The sequence below is a fragment of the Rosenbergiella collisarenosi genome (genome assembly GCF_018494085.1).
GTDB lineage: Bacteria > Pseudomonadota > Gammaproteobacteria > Enterobacterales > Enterobacteriaceae > Rosenbergiella > Rosenbergiella collisarenosi.
Window position 1 is genome coordinate 373,031 of record NZ_JABBFP010000002.1, and the last position, 16,728, is coordinate 389,758.

27 protein-coding genes are annotated in these 16,728 nt (G+C 46.7%); all 27 read left to right on the forward strand.

The window, feature by feature from the left end; translation table 11 throughout:
* The first annotated feature begins 116 nt into the window (after window positions 1-116).
* The 27 genes from HGT70_RS04630 to HGT70_RS04760 all read left to right on the forward strand — a co-directional run bounded on the left by HGT70_RS04630 (window position 117) and on the right by HGT70_RS04760 (window position 16,716).
* A complete protein-coding gene (locus tag HGT70_RS04630) occupies window positions 117-299 on the forward strand; it encodes a DUF4222 domain-containing protein (protein ID WP_214195041.1) in 183 nt (60 codons plus the stop codon).
* Window positions 296-1,288 carry a replication protein 15 gene (locus HGT70_RS04635; RefSeq protein WP_214195042.1) on the forward strand — a complete coding sequence of 331 codons (993 nt, stop codon included), beginning with the start codon at window positions 296-298 and terminating at the stop codon, window positions 1,286-1,288. Before HGT70_RS04630 ends, HGT70_RS04635 begins: the two co-directional genes overlap by 4 nt.
* A complete protein-coding gene (locus HGT70_RS04640) occupies window positions 1,288-1,737 on the forward strand; it encodes a hypothetical protein (RefSeq protein WP_214195043.1) in 450 nt (149 codons plus the stop codon). The genes HGT70_RS04635 and HGT70_RS04640 overlap by 1 nt, the downstream gene beginning before the upstream one ends.
* Window positions 1,738-1,747: 10 nt before the next feature.
* On the forward strand, window positions 1,748-2,272 hold the full coding sequence (locus tag HGT70_RS04645; protein WP_214195044.1) for a phage N-6-adenine-methyltransferase: 525 nt from the start codon (window positions 1,748-1,750) through the stop codon (window positions 2,270-2,272).
* Window positions 2,269-2,646, forward strand: a complete 378-nt coding sequence (locus HGT70_RS04650; protein WP_214195045.1) for a RusA family crossover junction endodeoxyribonuclease — start codon at window positions 2,269-2,271, stop codon at window positions 2,644-2,646. Before HGT70_RS04645 ends, HGT70_RS04650 begins: the two co-directional genes overlap by 4 nt.
* Window positions 2,647-3,014: 368 nt before the next feature.
* Window positions 3,015-3,347 carry a hypothetical protein gene (locus HGT70_RS04655; protein ID WP_214195046.1) on the forward strand — a complete coding sequence of 111 codons (333 nt, stop codon included), beginning with the start codon at window positions 3,015-3,017 and terminating at the stop codon, window positions 3,345-3,347.
* Between the two features lie 3 nt (window positions 3,348-3,350).
* Window positions 3,351-3,830 carry a phosphatase domain-containing protein gene (locus tag HGT70_RS04660; protein ID WP_214195047.1) on the forward strand — a complete coding sequence of 160 codons (480 nt, stop codon included), beginning with the start codon at window positions 3,351-3,353 and terminating at the stop codon, window positions 3,828-3,830.
* Complete coding sequence (locus HGT70_RS04665; RefSeq protein WP_214195048.1) at window positions 3,827-4,111, forward strand: hypothetical protein; 285 nt, start codon at window positions 3,827-3,829, stop codon at window positions 4,109-4,111. The genes HGT70_RS04660 and HGT70_RS04665 overlap by 4 nt, the downstream gene beginning before the upstream one ends.
* Window positions 4,112-4,243: 132 nt before the next feature.
* Window positions 4,244-5,032 (forward strand): KilA-N domain-containing protein, encoded by a 789-nt coding sequence (locus HGT70_RS04670; protein WP_214195049.1) that lies wholly within the window; start codon window positions 4,244-4,246, stop codon window positions 5,030-5,032.
* Window positions 5,033-5,039: 7 nt separating this feature from the next.
* On the forward strand, window positions 5,040-6,047 hold the full coding sequence (locus tag HGT70_RS04675; protein ID WP_214195050.1) for a DUF968 domain-containing protein: 1,008 nt from the start codon (window positions 5,040-5,042) through the stop codon (window positions 6,045-6,047).
* Window positions 6,048-6,069: 22 nt separating this feature from the next.
* A complete protein-coding gene (locus HGT70_RS04680; protein ID WP_214195051.1) occupies window positions 6,070-6,606 on the forward strand; it encodes a DUF1133 family protein in 537 nt (178 codons plus the stop codon).
* Between the two features lie 471 nt (window positions 6,607-7,077).
* Entirely contained in the window at window positions 7,078-7,461 is a 384-nt protein-coding gene (locus tag HGT70_RS04685) for a phage holin family protein (protein WP_214195052.1), read from the forward strand.
* A complete protein-coding gene (locus HGT70_RS04690; protein ID WP_214195053.1) occupies window positions 7,448-7,726 on the forward strand; it encodes a phage holin family protein in 279 nt (92 codons plus the stop codon). The genes HGT70_RS04685 and HGT70_RS04690 overlap by 14 nt, the downstream gene beginning before the upstream one ends.
* A gap of 1 nt (window position 7,727) precedes the next feature.
* Window positions 7,728-8,339 (forward strand): glycoside hydrolase family 19 protein, encoded by a 612-nt coding sequence (locus tag HGT70_RS04695; RefSeq protein ID WP_214195054.1) that lies wholly within the window; start codon window positions 7,728-7,730, stop codon window positions 8,337-8,339.
* A gap of 16 nt (window positions 8,340-8,355) precedes the next feature.
* Complete coding sequence (locus HGT70_RS04700; RefSeq protein WP_214195055.1) at window positions 8,356-8,736, forward strand: hypothetical protein; 381 nt, start codon at window positions 8,356-8,358, stop codon at window positions 8,734-8,736.
* The gene (locus tag HGT70_RS04705; RefSeq protein WP_214195056.1) at window positions 8,733-9,257 is read left to right on the forward strand and encodes a hypothetical protein; all 525 of its coding nucleotides are present in this window, start codon (window positions 8,733-8,735) and stop codon (window positions 9,255-9,257) included. Before HGT70_RS04700 ends, HGT70_RS04705 begins: the two co-directional genes overlap by 4 nt.
* Complete coding sequence (locus HGT70_RS04710) at window positions 9,257-9,424, forward strand: DUF1378 family protein (protein WP_157725269.1); 168 nt, start codon at window positions 9,257-9,259, stop codon at window positions 9,422-9,424. The genes HGT70_RS04705 and HGT70_RS04710 overlap by 1 nt, the downstream gene beginning before the upstream one ends.
* A gap of 3 nt (window positions 9,425-9,427) precedes the next feature.
* Entirely contained in the window at window positions 9,428-9,706 is a 279-nt protein-coding gene (locus HGT70_RS04715) for a DUF2560 family protein (RefSeq protein WP_214195057.1), read from the forward strand.
* Window positions 9,707-9,762: 56 nt separating this feature from the next.
* Window positions 9,763-9,975, forward strand: coding sequence for a hypothetical protein (locus HGT70_RS04720; RefSeq protein ID WP_214195058.1), 213 nt, complete (start codon window positions 9,763-9,765; stop codon window positions 9,973-9,975).
* Entirely contained in the window at window positions 9,963-10,325 is a 363-nt protein-coding gene (locus HGT70_RS04725) for an HNH endonuclease (protein ID WP_214195059.1), read from the forward strand. The genes HGT70_RS04720 and HGT70_RS04725 overlap by 13 nt, the downstream gene beginning before the upstream one ends.
* A 207-nt stretch (window positions 10,326-10,532) precedes the next feature.
* Complete coding sequence (locus tag HGT70_RS04730) at window positions 10,533-11,006, forward strand: phage terminase small subunit P27 family (protein WP_214195060.1); 474 nt, start codon at window positions 10,533-10,535, stop codon at window positions 11,004-11,006.
* Entirely contained in the window at window positions 11,006-12,736 is a 1,731-nt protein-coding gene (locus HGT70_RS04735; protein ID WP_214195061.1) for a terminase large subunit, read from the forward strand. The genes HGT70_RS04730 and HGT70_RS04735 overlap by 1 nt, the downstream gene beginning before the upstream one ends.
* Window positions 12,736-14,040: a phage portal protein gene (locus tag HGT70_RS04740; RefSeq protein ID WP_214195062.1), complete on the forward strand. Its 1,305-nt coding sequence runs from the start codon at window positions 12,736-12,738 to the stop codon at window positions 14,038-14,040. The genes HGT70_RS04735 and HGT70_RS04740 overlap by 1 nt, the downstream gene beginning before the upstream one ends.
* A gap of 11 nt (window positions 14,041-14,051) precedes the next feature.
* Complete coding sequence (locus HGT70_RS04745) at window positions 14,052-14,900, forward strand: head maturation protease, ClpP-related (RefSeq protein WP_214195063.1); 849 nt, start codon at window positions 14,052-14,054, stop codon at window positions 14,898-14,900.
* Between the two features lie 9 nt (window positions 14,901-14,909).
* A complete protein-coding gene (locus HGT70_RS04750; RefSeq protein ID WP_214195064.1) occupies window positions 14,910-16,139 on the forward strand; it encodes a phage major capsid protein in 1,230 nt (409 codons plus the stop codon).
* A 42-nt stretch (window positions 16,140-16,181) separates the two neighbouring features.
* Entirely contained in the window at window positions 16,182-16,403 is a 222-nt protein-coding gene (locus tag HGT70_RS04755) for a hypothetical protein (protein ID WP_214195065.1), read from the forward strand.
* Window positions 16,390-16,716, forward strand: coding sequence for a head-tail connector protein (locus HGT70_RS04760; protein WP_214195209.1), 327 nt, complete (start codon window positions 16,390-16,392; stop codon window positions 16,714-16,716). The genes HGT70_RS04755 and HGT70_RS04760 overlap by 14 nt, the downstream gene beginning before the upstream one ends.
* Window positions 16,717-16,728: the final 12 nt, after the last annotated feature.

A 16,728-nucleotide genomic window follows, 5' to 3' on the forward strand; every position in this document is an offset into this window, starting at 1 on the left:
GAGTCGTTTATTTACTGCTATGACCAAATGATACTGGGTCAATGGGAGGAAGTTAACCACAGCTGGGTTGAGTGGCTGGTGGGTGATGTTGAGTTGATGTTGAAAAAGGATAGCCAATGGAAGACGAAGTCATTAAGCCATGGGTTCAGCGTTATACAGATCCCAGAGGTATCGAAGTCGAAACAGTCGGAGTCGACATTGTTAATCACCGAGTCATTTTTCGCTATGCAGATTACCCGTACGAATGCGTGTGCCCTCGGCGTGACTGGCCTAAGAAGTTCAGGAAGGTTGAGTTATGAGTAGAATTTTTGACATCGTCCAAGAAATGTCTGGGCAGAGAAGCACTATAACGATACCTAGACCTTACCTGAAATTTTTCAAAGGCGAGCAACAAGCTCATGCTCTTGCTGCAGTCCTTAATCAACTCGTTTTTTGGTCAGGCCACTCAAGTATTGCTGATGGTTGGTTCTATAAAACACATCAAGAACTAGGTGAAGAAGTTGGCGGGCTAAGTGACGATCAGGTTGCAAGGTTAGTCGATAAGCTAGTCAAAAAACTTCTTCCCGGCGTGATTGAGACAGATAGCAGAAAGGTAAATGGAACGCCTGTTAAACATTATAAAATTAATGATAAGAAGCTAATCAGAGCTATTTTTCCTAGCAATTCCGATTCCGCGAAGTCGCGGAATGGAAAGCGCGAAGTTACGGAATCCATTCCGCAAAGTCACGAAATGGAAACCGCGAAGTCGGGGAATGATAGCCGCGAAGTCGCGGAATCCTATCTCTATACAGATCCATACACAGATACAGACTTACAGATCACTAAAACCCCTATGTCCGGGAATTCTTACGAATCCCAGGACGAAAATAATAATTTTCTTGCTAAGCATCCTGAAGCTGTCGTTTTCAACACCAAAAAACGCCAATGGGGTTCAGAGGCGGATTTAATTTGCGCGAAATGGATATGGGGGAAGGTGACAAAATTATATCAATCCTCCACCACTCAAGACGGAACTCCGCTGCAGTTACCCAAGGAGCCTGACTTCACTAGCTGGTCGAATGAGGTTCGCTTGATGTGCGAACAAGACGGGAGAAACCACAAGTCAATCTGTGAACTATTCAGTCTGGCTAACAAGGATGATTTCTGGAAAACCAACGTTAAGTCCCCATGCAAACTGCGCGCTAAGTGGGATGAATTAACGCTGAAACTGGCAGCTAATCATAAACAAGATTTCACTAAAGTCTCTGAGGTCGATCAGGGCGGAATCTCAGGGTTCAGGGTGGTTTGATGGACAGAAAAGCGGAAATACTGAAAGTTTTAAGCCCTGACCAGCCGCTAACTGCGATTGAAATTAGCGAAAAGACGGGGATCGGACGCAGAGAAGTCAGCAAGTTTATTAGTGATTTGGTTGAGAGTGGCGAAGCAAAAATTTACTCCGGGCGCTGGGCATTTTTACTAGGTGAAAATTTATCACTGAGTAACCCAGAGTTTTACAAACACGCGCAAGCCGCCGAAAAGTACGAAACCTCTGGTCGGTACCGTACCGCGCAAACAGCATGGCAAGCAGCGTTCGATAGCACCAGCGAGGTTCACCTTCGTACTAAAGCGGTTAAACACATTCAGAACTGCGAGAGCAAGGTAAAGCGGGTGTGTTACGAGAGCATGGGCGAGATGGCGGGGCGAATGGCACTGAACGATATCTCTAGTTGCTTAGGTTCTGGACCAGGTCAATTTTAAGGAATAACACGTGACACTTAAATCTACTACTGACGCTGACGATAAGGACTGCTGGCAAACCCCAGTGTGGTTATTCGACGCTTTAGATATTGAGTTCGGTTTCTGGTTGGACGTTGCAGCGAGTAAGCATAACGCGCTGTGCACGCAATTTTTTACCGAAGAAACCAGCGCACTGGAACGTGACTGGGAAAGCCATGGTGCGATCTGGTGTAACCCGCCGTATAGCAAAATCTTCCCATGGGTTGAGAAAGCCGCTGAGCAATCACGCAAGCAACACAAAGCGGTAGTTCTCCTGGTACCAGAAGATATGTCGGTGGGCTGGTTCAGTAAGGCCCTCGATACGGTGGACGAGGTAAGGGTGATCACCGATGGGCGGGTTAATTTCGTTCATGCGGGTACCGGTAAAGAGAAGAAGGGCAATAGTAAGGGCTCAATGCTATTAATCTGGCGCCCATTCACTAACCCAAGACGACTGATCACCACTGTATCGAAACACACGCTCGAGCAAATTGGCCGAGAGGTAAGGGCAGCATGAAAATAATCTTACCTTTCCCACCGACGGTGAACACCTACTGGCGTTTTACTAAAACGGGAGTATTAATCAGTGCCTCCGGGCGCATATTCCGAGCGAATGCTATTGCGGCTGTCGTTGAGCAGTTAAAGCGAATCCCTAAGCCTATGACAGGACCGGTTCAAATTACATTGAAGTTGAGCCCTCCGGACAAACGCCGCCGTGATTTGGATAACTACTTAAAAGCGATCTTCGACAGCCTGACCCATGCGGGCGTCTGGGAAGACGACAGCCAAATTAAGCATATGGACATAGGTTGGGCCGATATCGTTAAAGGCGGAGCAGCGGAGATCTCAATTCAACCATTCACCGGAACGTATCAATTGGAGAGAGTATGAGAGATTTAGTAGAGATTTTATTGTGGGCATTATTCGTTCCGGGTTTGGTTCTTGTCATGAGCTTCATCAATTGGAGTAACCAGTTCAAATTACTGGGGCCAGCATTAATTTTCAGGCTAATAGTTCTCAACATTGCTATTGGGATCGTTGTTACAGCGACTAACCACTTAAGTTAGGGATGGGTATGAATATAAAAAAATGTACCTGTGGCGCTGATGCTTTTGTCTTCCGCGAGGCACAGGAAACTAGATTAAGAGGCAGATGGTATTACGTTGCTTGCTCTGAGTGTCAAAACCAAGGCCACACGATGGAATCAGCTAATAGCGCCATAAATCATTGGAACGAAGCTTAGAGAAAGGTGGTGAATAATGGATCGGTCCGAACTAGAAGATATAGCAAAGCGACAAGAAGAAAGGGTAAGAGTCGAAGCTGTAATTAAGAGAGCTAATGAATTTGCCAAAGTCTTTAAGGCACTCAAGAAATCGATAGATTACGCCAGTAGGGAGTGGCTGTTTTCTGCAACTGAGTCCTACATAGAATTTGCTGTTCCATGTGATTTGCTTATTGATGTGGTGTGGTTGAGGGAATTTAATTTCAAGCGAGATGATGAAAATGTATTCCATTCAAGAGTAAATTTCTCCATACGAGGCCAGCGCGCAATGGCGCACATTGGTTATGCAATGTTAAGAATAGGCAGGTAAACAATGGATGTAATTATTTTCGATCTTGATGGTGTTATCTGTGATAACTCACATCGAGCTCACTTGGTACCGCCCCGCGAAGTTCAGCATATTAACGAGTATTGGCATGAATTTGTTGCTGAATGCGTTAACGATAAAGCTATTGGTGCGGGTATTGAATTTTATAAGGCGATGAACAAGGCACATTACACGGTGATCCTAACAAGTCGTCAGGAAAACTTTAGGGAAAGTACAGTTAACTGGCTGTCAGATAATGTCGGCCGTGAAGTTCCTTCCACCGAGTTATTCATGCGCCCCCATAATGTTTCCTGCCCGCCGTCACAGTACAAAGCCGAGGTGGTCAGAAAGATACTGGCTGGTGGCCATAATATTCTATTCGCTGTTGATGATGATCCCTCTGTTTGCGCTGCCTTAAACGCAATGGGAGTTCATACCTTCACACCATCAACAATATGCTCAAGTCTTTCGGGGGTGGCCAAGTGAATTATCTTGAAATGCCTCAAGAAGAGCTTAATCATAAAGTTCATATCATTATGGGCCACGAACCTACTTCTAACATTCCAGATTATTGTAACTCTTGGGTTTCATCAGGCCCTGTTATTGCTGAGAAGGGGATTACCATCACGCCTGAATATGACGATGATGGAAATATCAAGCTGTGGGTTGCTCTTTATGCAGGATCACTTTGTAAAACTAATAACCCATGTCTTTCGGCTGTGGTGGTTCTTCTTTTAGAAGAGGGGTTTAAGCTCAAATATCATTAAACTACTGGTTACACGATCAGTAAAAAAGGTTATATTAGTAATGCTGGTGGGTTAGGTTCGCTGGCTAAGGTTGGTCCCGTTCATTTGCAGATGATGGGGCGGGGCCGATATAAAAACTGTGTGGAGAAAAGTATGAACAAGACGTTAATTATTGACGCCGTTGCTGTACGTGAAGATATCGAAAATCGAATGATGGTTAACGATTTACATAGAGCAGCTGGCAGTGAGAAAAAAGATAATCCCCATGAGTGGCTGAGGCTCAAACAGACCAAAGATCTGATTGCAGAGCTCGAAAAAGAAACTACGGTGATTCCCGTAGTTACCATAGAAGGGCGTAATGGCGGTACCTATGTATGTCGTGAGTTGGTCTATGCTTACGCAATGTGGGTCAGCGCTGCGTTTCACCTCAAAGTTATTCGTACTTTCGATAAGATTAGCTCAGCTCCCTCAATCAACCCTGCCAAAGTAAACGAGCAGATTCAAGCGGGTGTTATTCTCTTAGAGTCAGCATCAAAACTTCTTAACTTATCCAACTCCTCTAAACTGGCTGGATTCCAAAAATTACAACAATTTGCTGGGATCCCAAACATTATGCCGGTCTACGCTATCGACGCCCCGAGCGATGCTGTTGATGGTTCCAGTAGGCCGACCAAGGCGCTGAGTTACTTGCTCAAAGACCACGGTATCGGGTTATCTGCTAATCAGGTATATAGGCAGCTTGAGAAGCTAGGGATCATTGAGCACAAACAAAGGCCAAGTAGAAGTGGTGTTGGTGGGATCAAGCAATTCTGGTCGCTTAGTGCAAAAGGCTGCATGTATGGAAAGAATATCACAAGCCCCGCTAATCCAAGAGAGACCCAGCCTCATTTCTTTGAGTCGAAGTTCCATTCGTTATTGAAGTTACTTGAGACAGTAAGCTGAGGTTTACGTGAGAGCTATATTAACTCCAGACGTAGCGCCGCTAACTGGTACCGTAATTTTCAAGCCGGGCAATGAGCTGCTTTCTCTATTCCGTTCCGGCAAGGTACTGGTCTCTAACGTGCCTGAAAATTTGCGAGATACTCCAGCCGGTCGCTTAAGTGATTCAGCGCAGCCGCTCATGGATAACCCTTCAATTATAGATTTCATGTGCCAGGACGAAGTAATCGCAGCGGCTGGCGGTAGTGAAGTGCTTCGAGATCACGTAAGGCGATTTCATTGCTGCCAGTTTGAGTCAGAGGAATACCACCATAAGCATTACACGACTTTAAAGTCCGGTACCGGTTATGTTTCTCTGTGCTACACCCACGATAATAATTTTCGCAATGTTCACATTCCGCAACCACTCCAAGATATTGCAAAGCTGAATACAGCTAATTGGGTGATCGGGAGAGTAATTTATAACCTAACTCTTCCAGAGGGCCACCAGCTGACTTTACCGGAGCTGTGTTGCTGGTCGTTCGTAAAGGGCTTGGTCCACTTACTACCAGAAGGTGCAGTGCGGGCGATCCTCAAACGACCACCAGCAGAGATACTTTCTGGTCCACAAAAGGAATCAACGATATTGCCATTTGATAATTCAGGTCGGCATATCATTGAGGAGGGAGCCGAAGCGGTAAAACAAGTATTAGCAATAGGAGTTGATCCCGAGTCACCAGAGTCATTCATGCGCAGGCCTAAGCGTAAGCGTTGGATTAATGAGAAATACACTCGATGGGTAAAATCTCAATCCTGTGCTTGCTGTGGCCAACCGGCTGACGACCCTCACCACATCATCGGGTACGGGCAGGGCGGAATGGGTACCAAAGCGCATGACCTGTTTGTGATCCCTCTATGCAGAAAGCATCATGATGAATTACACGCAGACCAGAGTAAGTTTGAAAACAAATACGGAACGCAGCTTGAGCTGTTTTTCCGATTCTTCGATCACGCGATTGCAGTCGGTGTGATTGGTTAATTATTGGGTGTGGAGACCTATAATGATATATCCATCAGAAGTTGGAACGAGTAACGAGCATTGCCACTTAAACACGCTGGACCGTATCTGGGTACAGGGTAAGATCAAGATGTGGGTCCGCTGGTCTACGATAGGCGGTGGTAGCTGCGGGAATATGTTTAACCAGATACTATCCACGCAGAAGGTATCTAAGGACGCGCTGAATAAAATTATTCGTGAGTTGCATAAATCCGGCACTACACGCGAGCACCTGTTGGAGTTCTTCCAAGAAATGTTGAACGGGAATAATAAAAGTTACCTTGCATTCTGTACCGATGAAGAAGCGTGCAAGATTGATAGAGCGGTAGGGCAGACTCTACCGGGTAGTTTGATAGATTTACTGCACAGGAAATATAGGGGCAAAGGCCGAAGTATTCGTAGTTTGGCAGAGGAAATGCAAGCACAACACCCAGAACTAAGTTTCATGACCTGTCGCCGTAGAATTGATACCTGGCTAAAGTTTGCTGACTACGCGTTATTCCAGCCTTTATCAGATGCATTTGATAAAAATAAAGCTTGATATTTGAACCAAGAAATGATCATATATACGTATGCTTGCAGTGCTGTATCTAGCTGAAGCAACAAAATTCTGAAGCCCTTTATTCTAAGGGCTTATTAGGTAACTAATGAAATCCCTCGAATCAGTAACGTCTAGTATCTGGCATCATTTTTCTGTTATGACGCCTTTCATCCTTGCTATAACTTTACTCAAATTCTGCTTACCGGTGATTTTCTATCTTGCGAATAGAATTTTTGAGTATAAGTCAGCAAAGAATTTAATGAAAAAATATGGTTTTTCTGAGACAGAAGCGAAAGACGCTGCAAAAAAAATTTGGCGGAAACCATTACCTAAATGGTTACAGAAGCTAATCAGTATCATTAGAAAGAATCACCACCCTTAAACCTCCATTCGGAGGTTTTTTTATTTCTACTCCACACACAATCCCCTCAGCCGAGCGGGAGGATTCAATCCGCACATTGAGGGGGCGTAATGTCCGAACCTATATCCGGTACCGGAGCTGCTGCAACAGCCCTTACCGGGGTAAGTCTTTATGGCTTACTGACTGGCGCTGATTACGGCGTGTTATTTGGGGCTTTTGTTGGCGCGACGTTCTACATTGCGACAGCAACTGATCTCAGCCATATACGCCGTATCGCCTATTTCTTTGTCTCATATTTATCTGGTGTGCTTTGTTCTGGGCTGGTGGGCTCATACCTCACTCACTGGACAGGGTACACCGATCAACCACTCGATGCCTTGGGAGCGGTAATTGTCTCAGCGTTAGCAGTCAAAGCACTGACGACAATCAGTAATTATGACCTTACCAACTTCCTAGGACGATTCCGCGGGGGAAGTGGCAATGCTAATAAATGAATATGCAGCGATGTTCAATGCGATCCTGAGCTTATTGATTGTGTTGGCCATCTCATTCTATCGTCGTGGTGATGCTAGTCATCGCCCGTATGTTTCATGGTTGGCTTGGTTGGTAGTTGTTATCTACGGTAACGTGCCCATCCGCTACTTGGTTGGTTTGTATCACCACACTCACTGGTCCATCGTCCTCGTAAACCTAATAGTCTGTGTCACCGTATTCAGGGTACGGGGTAACTTGGCGCGGATTGTTGATCTGAGAATCTAATATGAATCTTCAACAATTTCAGAAGGCGGCTAATATCAGCGCCGGAGTAGCTACGCGCTGGTTTCAACCGATCACGGATTCCATGGCTGAGTTTGGTATCACCGCAGGCAACGACAAAGCGATGTTTATTGCTCAAGTTGGACATGAATCAGGTGGATTTACGGCGTTAAAGGAAAGCTTTAATTACACGCCAGCGGCCTTATTAACCACTTTTGGTTCACGCATCACTAATCAGCAAGCTTATGCACTGGGGCGTTCTACTGTTAAACCCGCTAATCAAGAAGCGATTGCTAATCTTGTTTACTACAACCGCATGGGTAATAAGGCTCGTGATGATGGTTGGAAGTATCGAGGACGCGGCCTAATCCAAATCACTGGGCTAGAGAATTACGCCAAGTGCGGTGCTGGTATCAAAGCTGACTTGCTGTCTGAACCTCAATTACTTGAGAGTGATATCAATGCAGCGCGGTCTGCCGCTTGGTTCTTTACCAGTAAGAGTTGCATGCTTTATAGCGGTGATATTGAGCGTGTGACATTGATTATCAATGGTGGTCGTAATGGGCTTGATGATCGCAAGCGGCGTTTCAATATTGCTAAATCTGCACTCGTATGAGTATTGTGAGGGTCACATGAATAGTAGTGAAATAATTGCGGACGGTGTCAGTAAGATTGCCTTAGAGATGTTTAAGAAACATGGTGATATTGATATCGATAAGCTCTATCAAATCCACTCAACTTTGAGCTCGCTATGCTCAAAGAACACGCAACCATCTCAACTACATTATGAGTTTTATAAAGAAGGCGAGATATATACTGCTTGCATTTGTCTACCAACGCCTAATGTTATTAAGCACCTATTTGAAAGCTCGCTATACAAACAAAAAACCAGTGATGATAGCGAGTCTGACAAGGCCAATTTAGACGCTATCGCAAAAGACTTTGATAGACATATAAAGGTGTTCGTTAGGAAGAAACATGGTGGCTACGATATACCAGAAGCCTACAAATGAAGGCTGAATCACTGTTCGCTGCCGTCATTATGGGTTTAATTATTATTGCTATCCTCGTTTGCTCAGCGGCTGCCTATCGTTATAAATCAGCTATCGACCAAAAGAACGAGGCGGTTGGTCAAGTAGCCCTGCAGGGTAAAGTAATTCAAGCCCAGCAAGTTCAGCAGGTATTGTTCAATGAGCAAGCCAAGGCAACCAGTAGCGATAATCAAACCGTTCAGGTTAATTCAGATAATGTGGTGGTTAAATATCGTGAGACGTTACGATTTGAGAAGACCTGCAATTACGCTGTGCCTACTGATATTTCTAACGGGTTGTTCCAGTACACGAACCGTTTACGCTCCAGCGCAGTGCCAGAAGCTACCATCCAGCCTAACAGATCCGGTACTGACACCGCTGCCGCCGCCAAGCTGACATACTGTCAGGCTGTGCTTTGGATTAATCCATTACTAGCAGCTATTGAGCAGGCCAACAACCAACTCTCTGCCATTCGGCAACTTCAAGAACAAGGGAAACAATAATGACTGGCATCCAGCTATTAATGCTGTGTTTTAGTACGGCTGTATCTGCGCTGTTATTGATTAGCGGCGGGTACAAAGTGATCCGTAACTTTATCGCAGCGAAGTTTGAAAGCGCGGTTGCAGCCAAGGCAGCAGCCAAAGACACCAGCAAAACAGAAGGCCAATAACAGATGACAGACACGACAGTCACTACTGTTCAACAGAATCAGCTAGAGTTGCTGCAGACGTTGAACTACGACACAGCAGCAGTAACCGAGGCGTTGGCTTTTACTCAGAACGACACATTCAAACATAAGTTGTTCATTCAGCAATATGGTCGTGTTTACGCTGAGTCTGACGTGGTTGCACGCACTATTAAAGCGGTACAAGAGTCCAAAGAGTCCCTTGCCGCGTTAGGAGTGACTACAACATCAACGACGACCGCTAGTGATAGCAGCCAAGCGAGTTGATATTACAGAGCATTCATAATTGAGTGCTCGATAATACTGATTCACGGAGTCTCATTATGAAAGCACAGCTAGCTCACCTATATCGAGGTGATCAGTTTATGGGCTATGGATTAGCAGTTGATGGTCAGTTAGTTGATCGGCAGGTATCTGTAGATATCTCAACCAGTCCTAATGAGTTATCGACAGCGACGGTGGTGTTCTATCTCGACGGTGAGATGACAGAGAATCCTGTTCGAGTTGATCTGGATGAATTCAAGTGCCAGCGTTAATCCCGCGCGCCTGCCGCAAGCGTGGCTGCCGTGGTACAACTACCGACCGCTCTGGCTATTGCTCGGAACATATAGGCGAAAGCTGGTCACAGCATCAACGTGGACAATCAAGGCATCAGCGTGGTTATGGCTTAGCCTGGACAAGACTCCGAGCCGAAACGTTGAAGCGTGATCGTTATATCTGCCAGCAATGCTTGCGAGATGGTCATCCATCACCAGCCTCAACCGTTGACCATATCAAGGCGAAAGCACATGGGGGTACCGATCATCCGGACAACCTCGAAAGCCTCTGCGTGCCTTGCCACAAGGCGAAAACCAGCCGAGAAAGGATGAAAATCGCCATCAAATGATAATCATTATCATCACTATGGGCGGAAACATCGAAAAATCATCAGAAATGACAATCAATATCATTTGGGTGGCTGCAGGGGAGGGCGGGTCGAAAGTTCAGGGCTTTAGGCCTTTGGGACCGCCGCCTAACCTTTTTTCGCATCGCCGCAGGTTAGAAAACTTTTTTATGGGGATCCCCAATCAATCATTAATAGGAGTTTTCGATTATGCCAGGACCACCGAAAACCCCGACACCATTGAGGTTGATTAACGGTAACCCATCAAAGCGTCCCATCAACAAGAACGAACCTAAACCACCGACTGGGGTACCCCCAACACCGAAGCATTTCAGCAAAAAAGAAAAATACTGGTTCAAGCGACTCGGGGAGGAGCTTGATTGTATGGGGGTGATCACCACGCTTGATGGTATGGCGCTGGAGTTACTTATCGGTGCCTACGTTGAGTGGCGAACACACCGCGATGTGCTCGATGAGGAAGGTGAAACTTACACAACGACCACCATGACCGGCGATAAGTTGATTAAGGCTCATCCCCGGGTCGGTATGATGGCGGATGCTTGGAAGCGGTTACGCGGGATGATGTCTGAGTTTGGCATGACACCGGCAGCGCGCAGTAAAGTGAATGCTAATACCTCGAGTGAGATAGATCCTCTGGAAGAATTTCTTAAAGCGAGAGACTAATGGCTAAAGTTGCTGATGGAATACGCTACGCAGAAAGAGTCGTGGCGGGCGATATCGTTGCTGGTAAATATGTTAAACAAGCCTGCTCCCGCTTTTTGAACGATCTCCAGCATGGTGAAGAGCGAGGTATTTTCTTTAGTGAAAGCCGCGCGCAACACATCCTTAATTTTTATAAATTTGTACCGCACGTTAAGGGCGACCTTGCTGGAAAACCCATAGACCTGATGGACTGGCATATTTTTATTCTGGTCAATATTTTCGGCTTTATTACGCCGCTGATTAACGAGCAAACAGGAAAACAAGTGGTAAACGAGCGAGGTAAACCGGTAATGGTTCGTCGCTTTCGCACCGCTTACAGCGAAGTTGCTCGTAAAAATGCAAAATCTACGCTCTCATCCGGTATTGGGCTCTATATGGCCGGCGCAGACGGTGAAGGTGGTGCCGAGGTATATTCAGCGGCGACGACGCGCGATCAGGCCCGTATTGTATTCAACGATGCAATAAACATGATAAAGCAGTCAAAGGCAGCACTTGGCCGACTCTTTGACTTCAATAAACTGGCGATATTCCAAGAACGCACTGCCTCCAAGTTTGAACCATTGTCCAGTGATGCAAATAACCTCGATGGCTTGAATATTCACTGCGCGATTGTTGATGAGCTACACGCACACAAAACACGGGCTGTGTGGGACGTTCTTGAAACGGCTACTGGTGCCCGTTCTCAGCCATTATTGTTCGGAATCACTACATCAGGATTTAATAAAGAGGGGATCTGTTACGAAATCAGAGACTACGCAACCAAAGTCCTTAGCGGACTGGTAGATGATGACTCATTTTTCGGGATTATCTACACGCTAGACGAAGATGATGACCCTTTCGATGAAACCGTATGGCCTAAAGCTAACCCAGGGCTAGGTGTGTGTAAGCGCTGGGATGATATGCGTAGGCTGGCAAAAAAAGCACGCGAACAGTTTTCAGCTCGTAATAACTTTTTAACTAAGCATTTAAACATCTGGGTAACGGCAGAAACAACCTGGATGGATATTATGAAGTGGGAGGCATGCCCGCCTCTTGCCCCAGAACATGAATTGAAATCCTATCCACTGTGGGTCGGCGTGGACTTGGCAAACAAAATTGATATTTGCGCAGCCGTTAAAACGTGGCGATCACCCGATGGACACGTTCACGCTGATTTTAAATTTTGGCTACCGGAAGGGCGTCTAGATCGGTGCTCTCGACAGATGGCTGAACTCTATCGTAACTGGAGTGAAACCGGCGCATTGATTCTTACCGACGGTGACGTTGTGGATCATGCAGTGATTAAAGAGGACCTGATTGTTTGGCTTGCTGGCGAAAATCTTCGTGAGGTTGGGTTTGACCCATGGGGTGCCGTGCAATTTAGTCTATCGATGGCGGAGGAAGGCGTACCAATGGTAGAAGTTGCTCAGACGGTTCGTAACCTCTCAGAAGCGATGAAGGAAGTTGAAGCGCTGACATTTGCCGGGAAGATTCATCACGATAATCACCCAGTGATGAATTGGATGATGAGCAATGTGACTGCGAAGACAGATAAAAACGACAACGTGTTCCCGAATAAGTCGACTCCGGAAGCTAAAATCGACGGCCCTGTGGCCATGTTTACAGGATTAAGCCGTTTGATACTGAACGGCGGGGACGATAAGCCTGATCTCAGCGGATTTTTTGATAACCCGATAATGATAGGTTTCTGATGAAAATACATAAACAGCCCGGAAAAGTAAAAAGCGCGCTGCTGAACTGGCTGGGGGTTCCTATCGAGTTAACCACCGGTACATTTTGGCAAGAATGGATGGGGCGGAGTAGTAGTGGTAAAGTTGTATCGGCTGAGAAGGCTATCCATCTTTCTGCAGTATGGGCCTGCGTGCGACTGCTCAGCGAATCAATATCAACATTACCGTTAAAGATTTACCAGCGAGAGGCTGATGGCTCGCGTAAAGTTGCTATCAATCATCCTGCTTACAAGATCTTATGTAGGCGACCAAATTTAGAAATGACACCATCACGGTTTATGCTGATGTTAGTCGCTAGCCTGTGTTTAAGAGGTAACGCTTTCATCGAAAAGAAAATGATCGGCGCTAAGTTGGTCTCCCTTGTCCCGTTGTTGCCACAGAATATGGTGGTTAAGCGTCTTGACGATGGTTCACTGCAGTATACCTATACCGAGTCCTCAGGGCAGCGTGTCATCCCCGTAAAAAACATCATGCATATCCGCGGATTTGGTTTAGATGGTGTCTGCGGCATGATGCCGATGATGGCTGGTAAAGATGTTATCGGCTCGGCAATGGCTGTTGAAGAGTCAGCCGCTAAAATTTTCGAGAACGGTTTGCAAAGCTCCGGTTTTCTGTCTGCAGAAACGCCTTTGAATGATGAGCAGAGAGAACGGCTTAGAGGCTACATGCAAGCCTTTACCGGATCGCGCAATGCAGGAAAGATTATGGTTTTAGAGGGCGGGCTGAAGTACCAAAACGTCACGATGAATCCTGAAGCCGCACAAATGCTTGAGTCTAGGTCATTCAGTATTGAGGAGATATGTCGCTGGTTCAGAGTTCCCCCATTTATGGTTGGCCACGCTGATAAACAGAGTAGCTGGGCATCGAGTGTTGAAGGTATGAACCTACAATTTCTCACCAATACACTGCGCCCGATGCTAGTAAATATTGAGCAAGAAATCTCCCGCTGCCTCTTAGATAGTGACGATGATTTGTTTGCCGAGTTTTCAGTAGAAGGTTTATTGCGTGCTGATAGTGCAGGGCGCTCTGCCTACTACACTACGGCCCTTCAAAATGGGTGGATGTCACGAAACGACGTGCGCCGACTAGAAAACCTACCGCCAATTGAAGGTGGCGATATTTACACTGTGCAGCTTAACTTAACGCCATTGGAAGATCTCAAGCAGAACAGCCAGGCAGCTCAGGCAAAACAAATTAAGTCACTACACAGTTATCTCTTTCCAGATATACCCTTCGAGCAATCACCGCTGACTAAAGCGGCATAGGAGCGAACCCCATGAAAATAAAAAGCCTACCGGCTGCACCGGTGGGGCGACCTGCTGCGCTTAAAAATCGTGATCTTCCGGCTGCAACCTTGGCGCGCTGGGATGGTTCGATTAAAGCTGCCAATACTGATGACAACAGTATTTCAATCTTCGATGTGATTGGTGCTGATTACTGGGGGGACGGTGTCACAGCTAGCCGTATCTCTGGCGCACTGCGCTCGCTTGGTGGGGCCGATGTTACGGTAAATATCAATTCACCCGGTGGCGACATGTTCGAGGGGTTAGCTATCTACAACCTGCTTCGCGAATACCAAGGAAAAGTCACCGTAAAGGTGTTGGGGCTAGCCGCCTCCGCTGCATCGGTGATCGCTATGGCTGGTGACGATATTCAAATTGGGCGAGGGGCTTTCCTGATGATCCACAATTGCTGGGTCATTGCTATGGGTAACCGGCATGACTTATCTCAAGCTGCGAGCGACATGGAGCCTTTCGACCAAGCAATGGCCGATATCTATTCTGCCCGCACTGGCCTAAGCAATCAGGATATTGCCAACATGATGGACGAAGAGACCTATATCGGCGGCAGCGATGCAGTTGAGAAAGGTTTTGCTGACCGATTGTTATCTGCCGATGAGATCTCCGATGGAGACGATAGCCCGAGTGCAGCACTGCGCAAGATTGATGCGTTACTCGCAAAATCTGATACGCCGCGATCTGAACGCAGAAAATTACTTAAAGCCTTAACAGGAAGTATGCCGAGCGCTACTTCTGATAAAACGGGTACGCCGAGCGCTGCCGAAAACATTAACCCTGAAAATCTTGCTCAACTCAAAAACGCGATCGCCGCGTTCGGCAATTAAGGAAAATTTATGTCTGAAGTTAACGATCTATTAAAACAAGTCTCTGCGAAACTCGATGAAGTATCGGGCACCTATAGTAAAAAAGCTGAGGAAGCACTTAACGAAGCGAAAAACTCTGGGCAGTTATCTGCACAAACTAAAGAGTCGGTGGATAAACTGGCTACCGAACATAATGCGCTGAACGAAGCATTAAAAACGCTTAAGGCATCAGTCGGTGATTTAGAGCAGCATGTGGCTCAGATGCCACTTGCAAACGCGCAGCAAGTTGTCCAGACAGTTGGTCAGACAGTCATTAGCTCTGAGGCACTTAAGGCGTTTGCAGCAAGTATCGAAGGCGGAAAGCGGGTTAGTGTCCCGATCAACGCAGCACTGTTGTCTACTGACGTCGCGAAGGATGTTGTCCAGCCGCAACGCTTGCCTGGTATCGACACTGCACCTAAACAGCGTCTCTTCATTCGAGACCTTATCGCTCCGGGACGTACCAGCGCACCGGCTATCTTCTGGGTTCAACAAACTGGTTTTACTAATAAGGCGGCAGTTGTACCAGAGGGAACGACTAAGCCGTACAGCGACATCCAGTTTGCAACACAGATTACGCCAGTTACCACCATCGCCCATATGTTTAAAGCATCTAAGCAGATCCTTGATGATTTTGCGCAGTTACAGTCCACTGTCGATGCTGAGATGCAGTACGGGCTGAAGTATGTTGAAGAGCAAGAGATTCTGTTCGGTGACGGTACTGGCGCGCACTTAAAAGGTATCGTCCCGCAAGCCTCTAAGTTTGCGGCACAATTTACCGTTGCGAGTCAGAACGGTATCGATGATCTGCGTCTTGCTATGTTACAAGCTCAGCTTGCTCGTTTCCCTGCCTCGGGTCATGTGCTGCACTTTATTGATTGGGCGAAAATAGAACTGACTAAAGACAGTTTAGGCCGCTACATTCTGGCTAATCCTTCCGCGTTAACCGGACCAACGTTATGGGGCTTACCTGTTGTCGCCACAGAGGCCGCGGCTTTCCAAGGGAAGTTCCTAACCGGCGCATTTAACGCCGCAGCGCAACTGTTCGACCGTGAAGATGCGAATGTCGTTATCTCCACCGAAAACTCCGACGACTTCGAGAAAAACATGATCTCGATTCGCTGCGAAGAACGTTTGGCTCTTGCAGTGAAGCGCCCTGAAGCATTCATTTACGGTGACTTCACCGTGCCGGCAGCTTCTGGTGATTCATCCGGGAAGTAATGATAGATAGGCGGCAGTCTGCCGCCTTTCAAGCGAGGTTCTATGAAACTACTAGCGAAAAAACCACTGTTAGTAGCAGGTGACGTTATCGCTGAAGGTGAATCATTCACAGTTACCGAGCAGCGTGGACGTGAGCTCGTTTTACTCGGCTACGCAACGTTAGCGGTGAGCAAAAAGGTCGAGATTGATAGCCAGAATGACTCCCTAACGAAACCATCACAACGTGTTCGCGGCAAAAAGGCGGTCGATGATGCTGACAGTTGAGCAGGTGAAACTGCATTGCCGAATCGATGGTAGTGATACTGACGAAGACGCATGGATCTCGGCAAGAATAAAGGCAGCCTCTCGTTATGTCGAAACCTACACTCGCAGGAAGCTATTTAACTCAGCAGACGATGTTAACTATCTGAGTGAGCCGTTTCGCCTTCTCTATGATGCTGATATTGAAACTGCAATGCTTATGCTGGTGGGGCACTGGTACGCAAACAGAGAAGCCGTTATCACCAATGGTAGCTCTTCAGCCGTCGATCTCGCTGTTGATTCACTACTCCAACCCTATCGTATTTACGGAGTGTAGCTCATGGCTTGT

What these genes read in the sequence shown, in the direction of transcription:
- HGT70_RS04690 (WP_214195053.1), top strand. Translation starts at nt 7,448, where the DNA reads ATGCTAATAAATGAATATGCAGCGATGTTCAATGCGATCCTGAGCTTA.
- HGT70_RS04760 (WP_214195209.1), top strand. Translation starts at nt 16,390, where the DNA reads ATGCTGACAGTTGAGCAGGTGAAACTGCATTGCCGAATCGATGGTAGT.
- HGT70_RS04705 (WP_214195056.1), top strand. Translation starts at nt 8,733, where the DNA reads ATGAAGGCTGAATCACTGTTCGCTGCCGTCATTATGGGTTTAATTATT.
- HGT70_RS04720 (WP_214195058.1), top strand. Translation starts at nt 9,763, where the DNA reads ATGAAAGCACAGCTAGCTCACCTATATCGAGGTGATCAGTTTATGGGC.
- HGT70_RS04660 (WP_214195047.1), top strand. Translation starts at nt 3,351, where the DNA reads ATGGATGTAATTATTTTCGATCTTGATGGTGTTATCTGTGATAACTCA.
- HGT70_RS04730 (WP_214195060.1), top strand. Translation starts at nt 10,533, where the DNA reads ATGCCAGGACCACCGAAAACCCCGACACCATTGAGGTTGATTAACGGT.
- HGT70_RS04685 (WP_214195052.1), top strand. Translation starts at nt 7,078, where the DNA reads ATGTCCGAACCTATATCCGGTACCGGAGCTGCTGCAACAGCCCTTACC.
- HGT70_RS04680 (WP_214195051.1), top strand. Translation starts at nt 6,070, where the DNA reads ATGATATATCCATCAGAAGTTGGAACGAGTAACGAGCATTGCCACTTA.
- HGT70_RS04735 (WP_214195061.1), top strand. Translation starts at nt 11,006, where the DNA reads ATGGCTAAAGTTGCTGATGGAATACGCTACGCAGAAAGAGTCGTGGCG.
- HGT70_RS04740 (WP_214195062.1), top strand. Translation starts at nt 12,736, where the DNA reads ATGAAAATACATAAACAGCCCGGAAAAGTAAAAAGCGCGCTGCTGAAC.
- HGT70_RS04650 (WP_214195045.1), top strand. Translation starts at nt 2,269, where the DNA reads ATGAAAATAATCTTACCTTTCCCACCGACGGTGAACACCTACTGGCGT.
- HGT70_RS04750 (WP_214195064.1), top strand. Translation starts at nt 14,910, where the DNA reads ATGTCTGAAGTTAACGATCTATTAAAACAAGTCTCTGCGAAACTCGAT.
- HGT70_RS04695 (WP_214195054.1), top strand. Translation starts at nt 7,728, where the DNA reads ATGAATCTTCAACAATTTCAGAAGGCGGCTAATATCAGCGCCGGAGTA.
- HGT70_RS04640 (WP_214195043.1), top strand. Translation starts at nt 1,288, where the DNA reads ATGGACAGAAAAGCGGAAATACTGAAAGTTTTAAGCCCTGACCAGCCG.
- HGT70_RS04710 (WP_157725269.1), top strand. Translation starts at nt 9,257, where the DNA reads ATGACTGGCATCCAGCTATTAATGCTGTGTTTTAGTACGGCTGTATCT.
- HGT70_RS04630 (WP_214195041.1), top strand. Translation starts at nt 117, where the DNA reads ATGGAAGACGAAGTCATTAAGCCATGGGTTCAGCGTTATACAGATCCC.
- HGT70_RS04670 (WP_214195049.1), top strand. Translation starts at nt 4,244, where the DNA reads ATGAACAAGACGTTAATTATTGACGCCGTTGCTGTACGTGAAGATATC.
- HGT70_RS04715 (WP_214195057.1), top strand. Translation starts at nt 9,428, where the DNA reads ATGACAGACACGACAGTCACTACTGTTCAACAGAATCAGCTAGAGTTG.
- HGT70_RS04700 (WP_214195055.1), top strand. Translation starts at nt 8,356, where the DNA reads ATGAATAGTAGTGAAATAATTGCGGACGGTGTCAGTAAGATTGCCTTA.
- HGT70_RS04655 (WP_214195046.1), top strand. Translation starts at nt 3,015, where the DNA reads ATGGATCGGTCCGAACTAGAAGATATAGCAAAGCGACAAGAAGAAAGG.
- HGT70_RS04745 (WP_214195063.1), top strand. Translation starts at nt 14,052, where the DNA reads ATGAAAATAAAAAGCCTACCGGCTGCACCGGTGGGGCGACCTGCTGCG.
- HGT70_RS04635 (WP_214195042.1), top strand. Translation starts at nt 296, where the DNA reads ATGAGTAGAATTTTTGACATCGTCCAAGAAATGTCTGGGCAGAGAAGC.
- HGT70_RS04755 (WP_214195065.1), top strand. Translation starts at nt 16,182, where the DNA reads ATGAAACTACTAGCGAAAAAACCACTGTTAGTAGCAGGTGACGTTATC.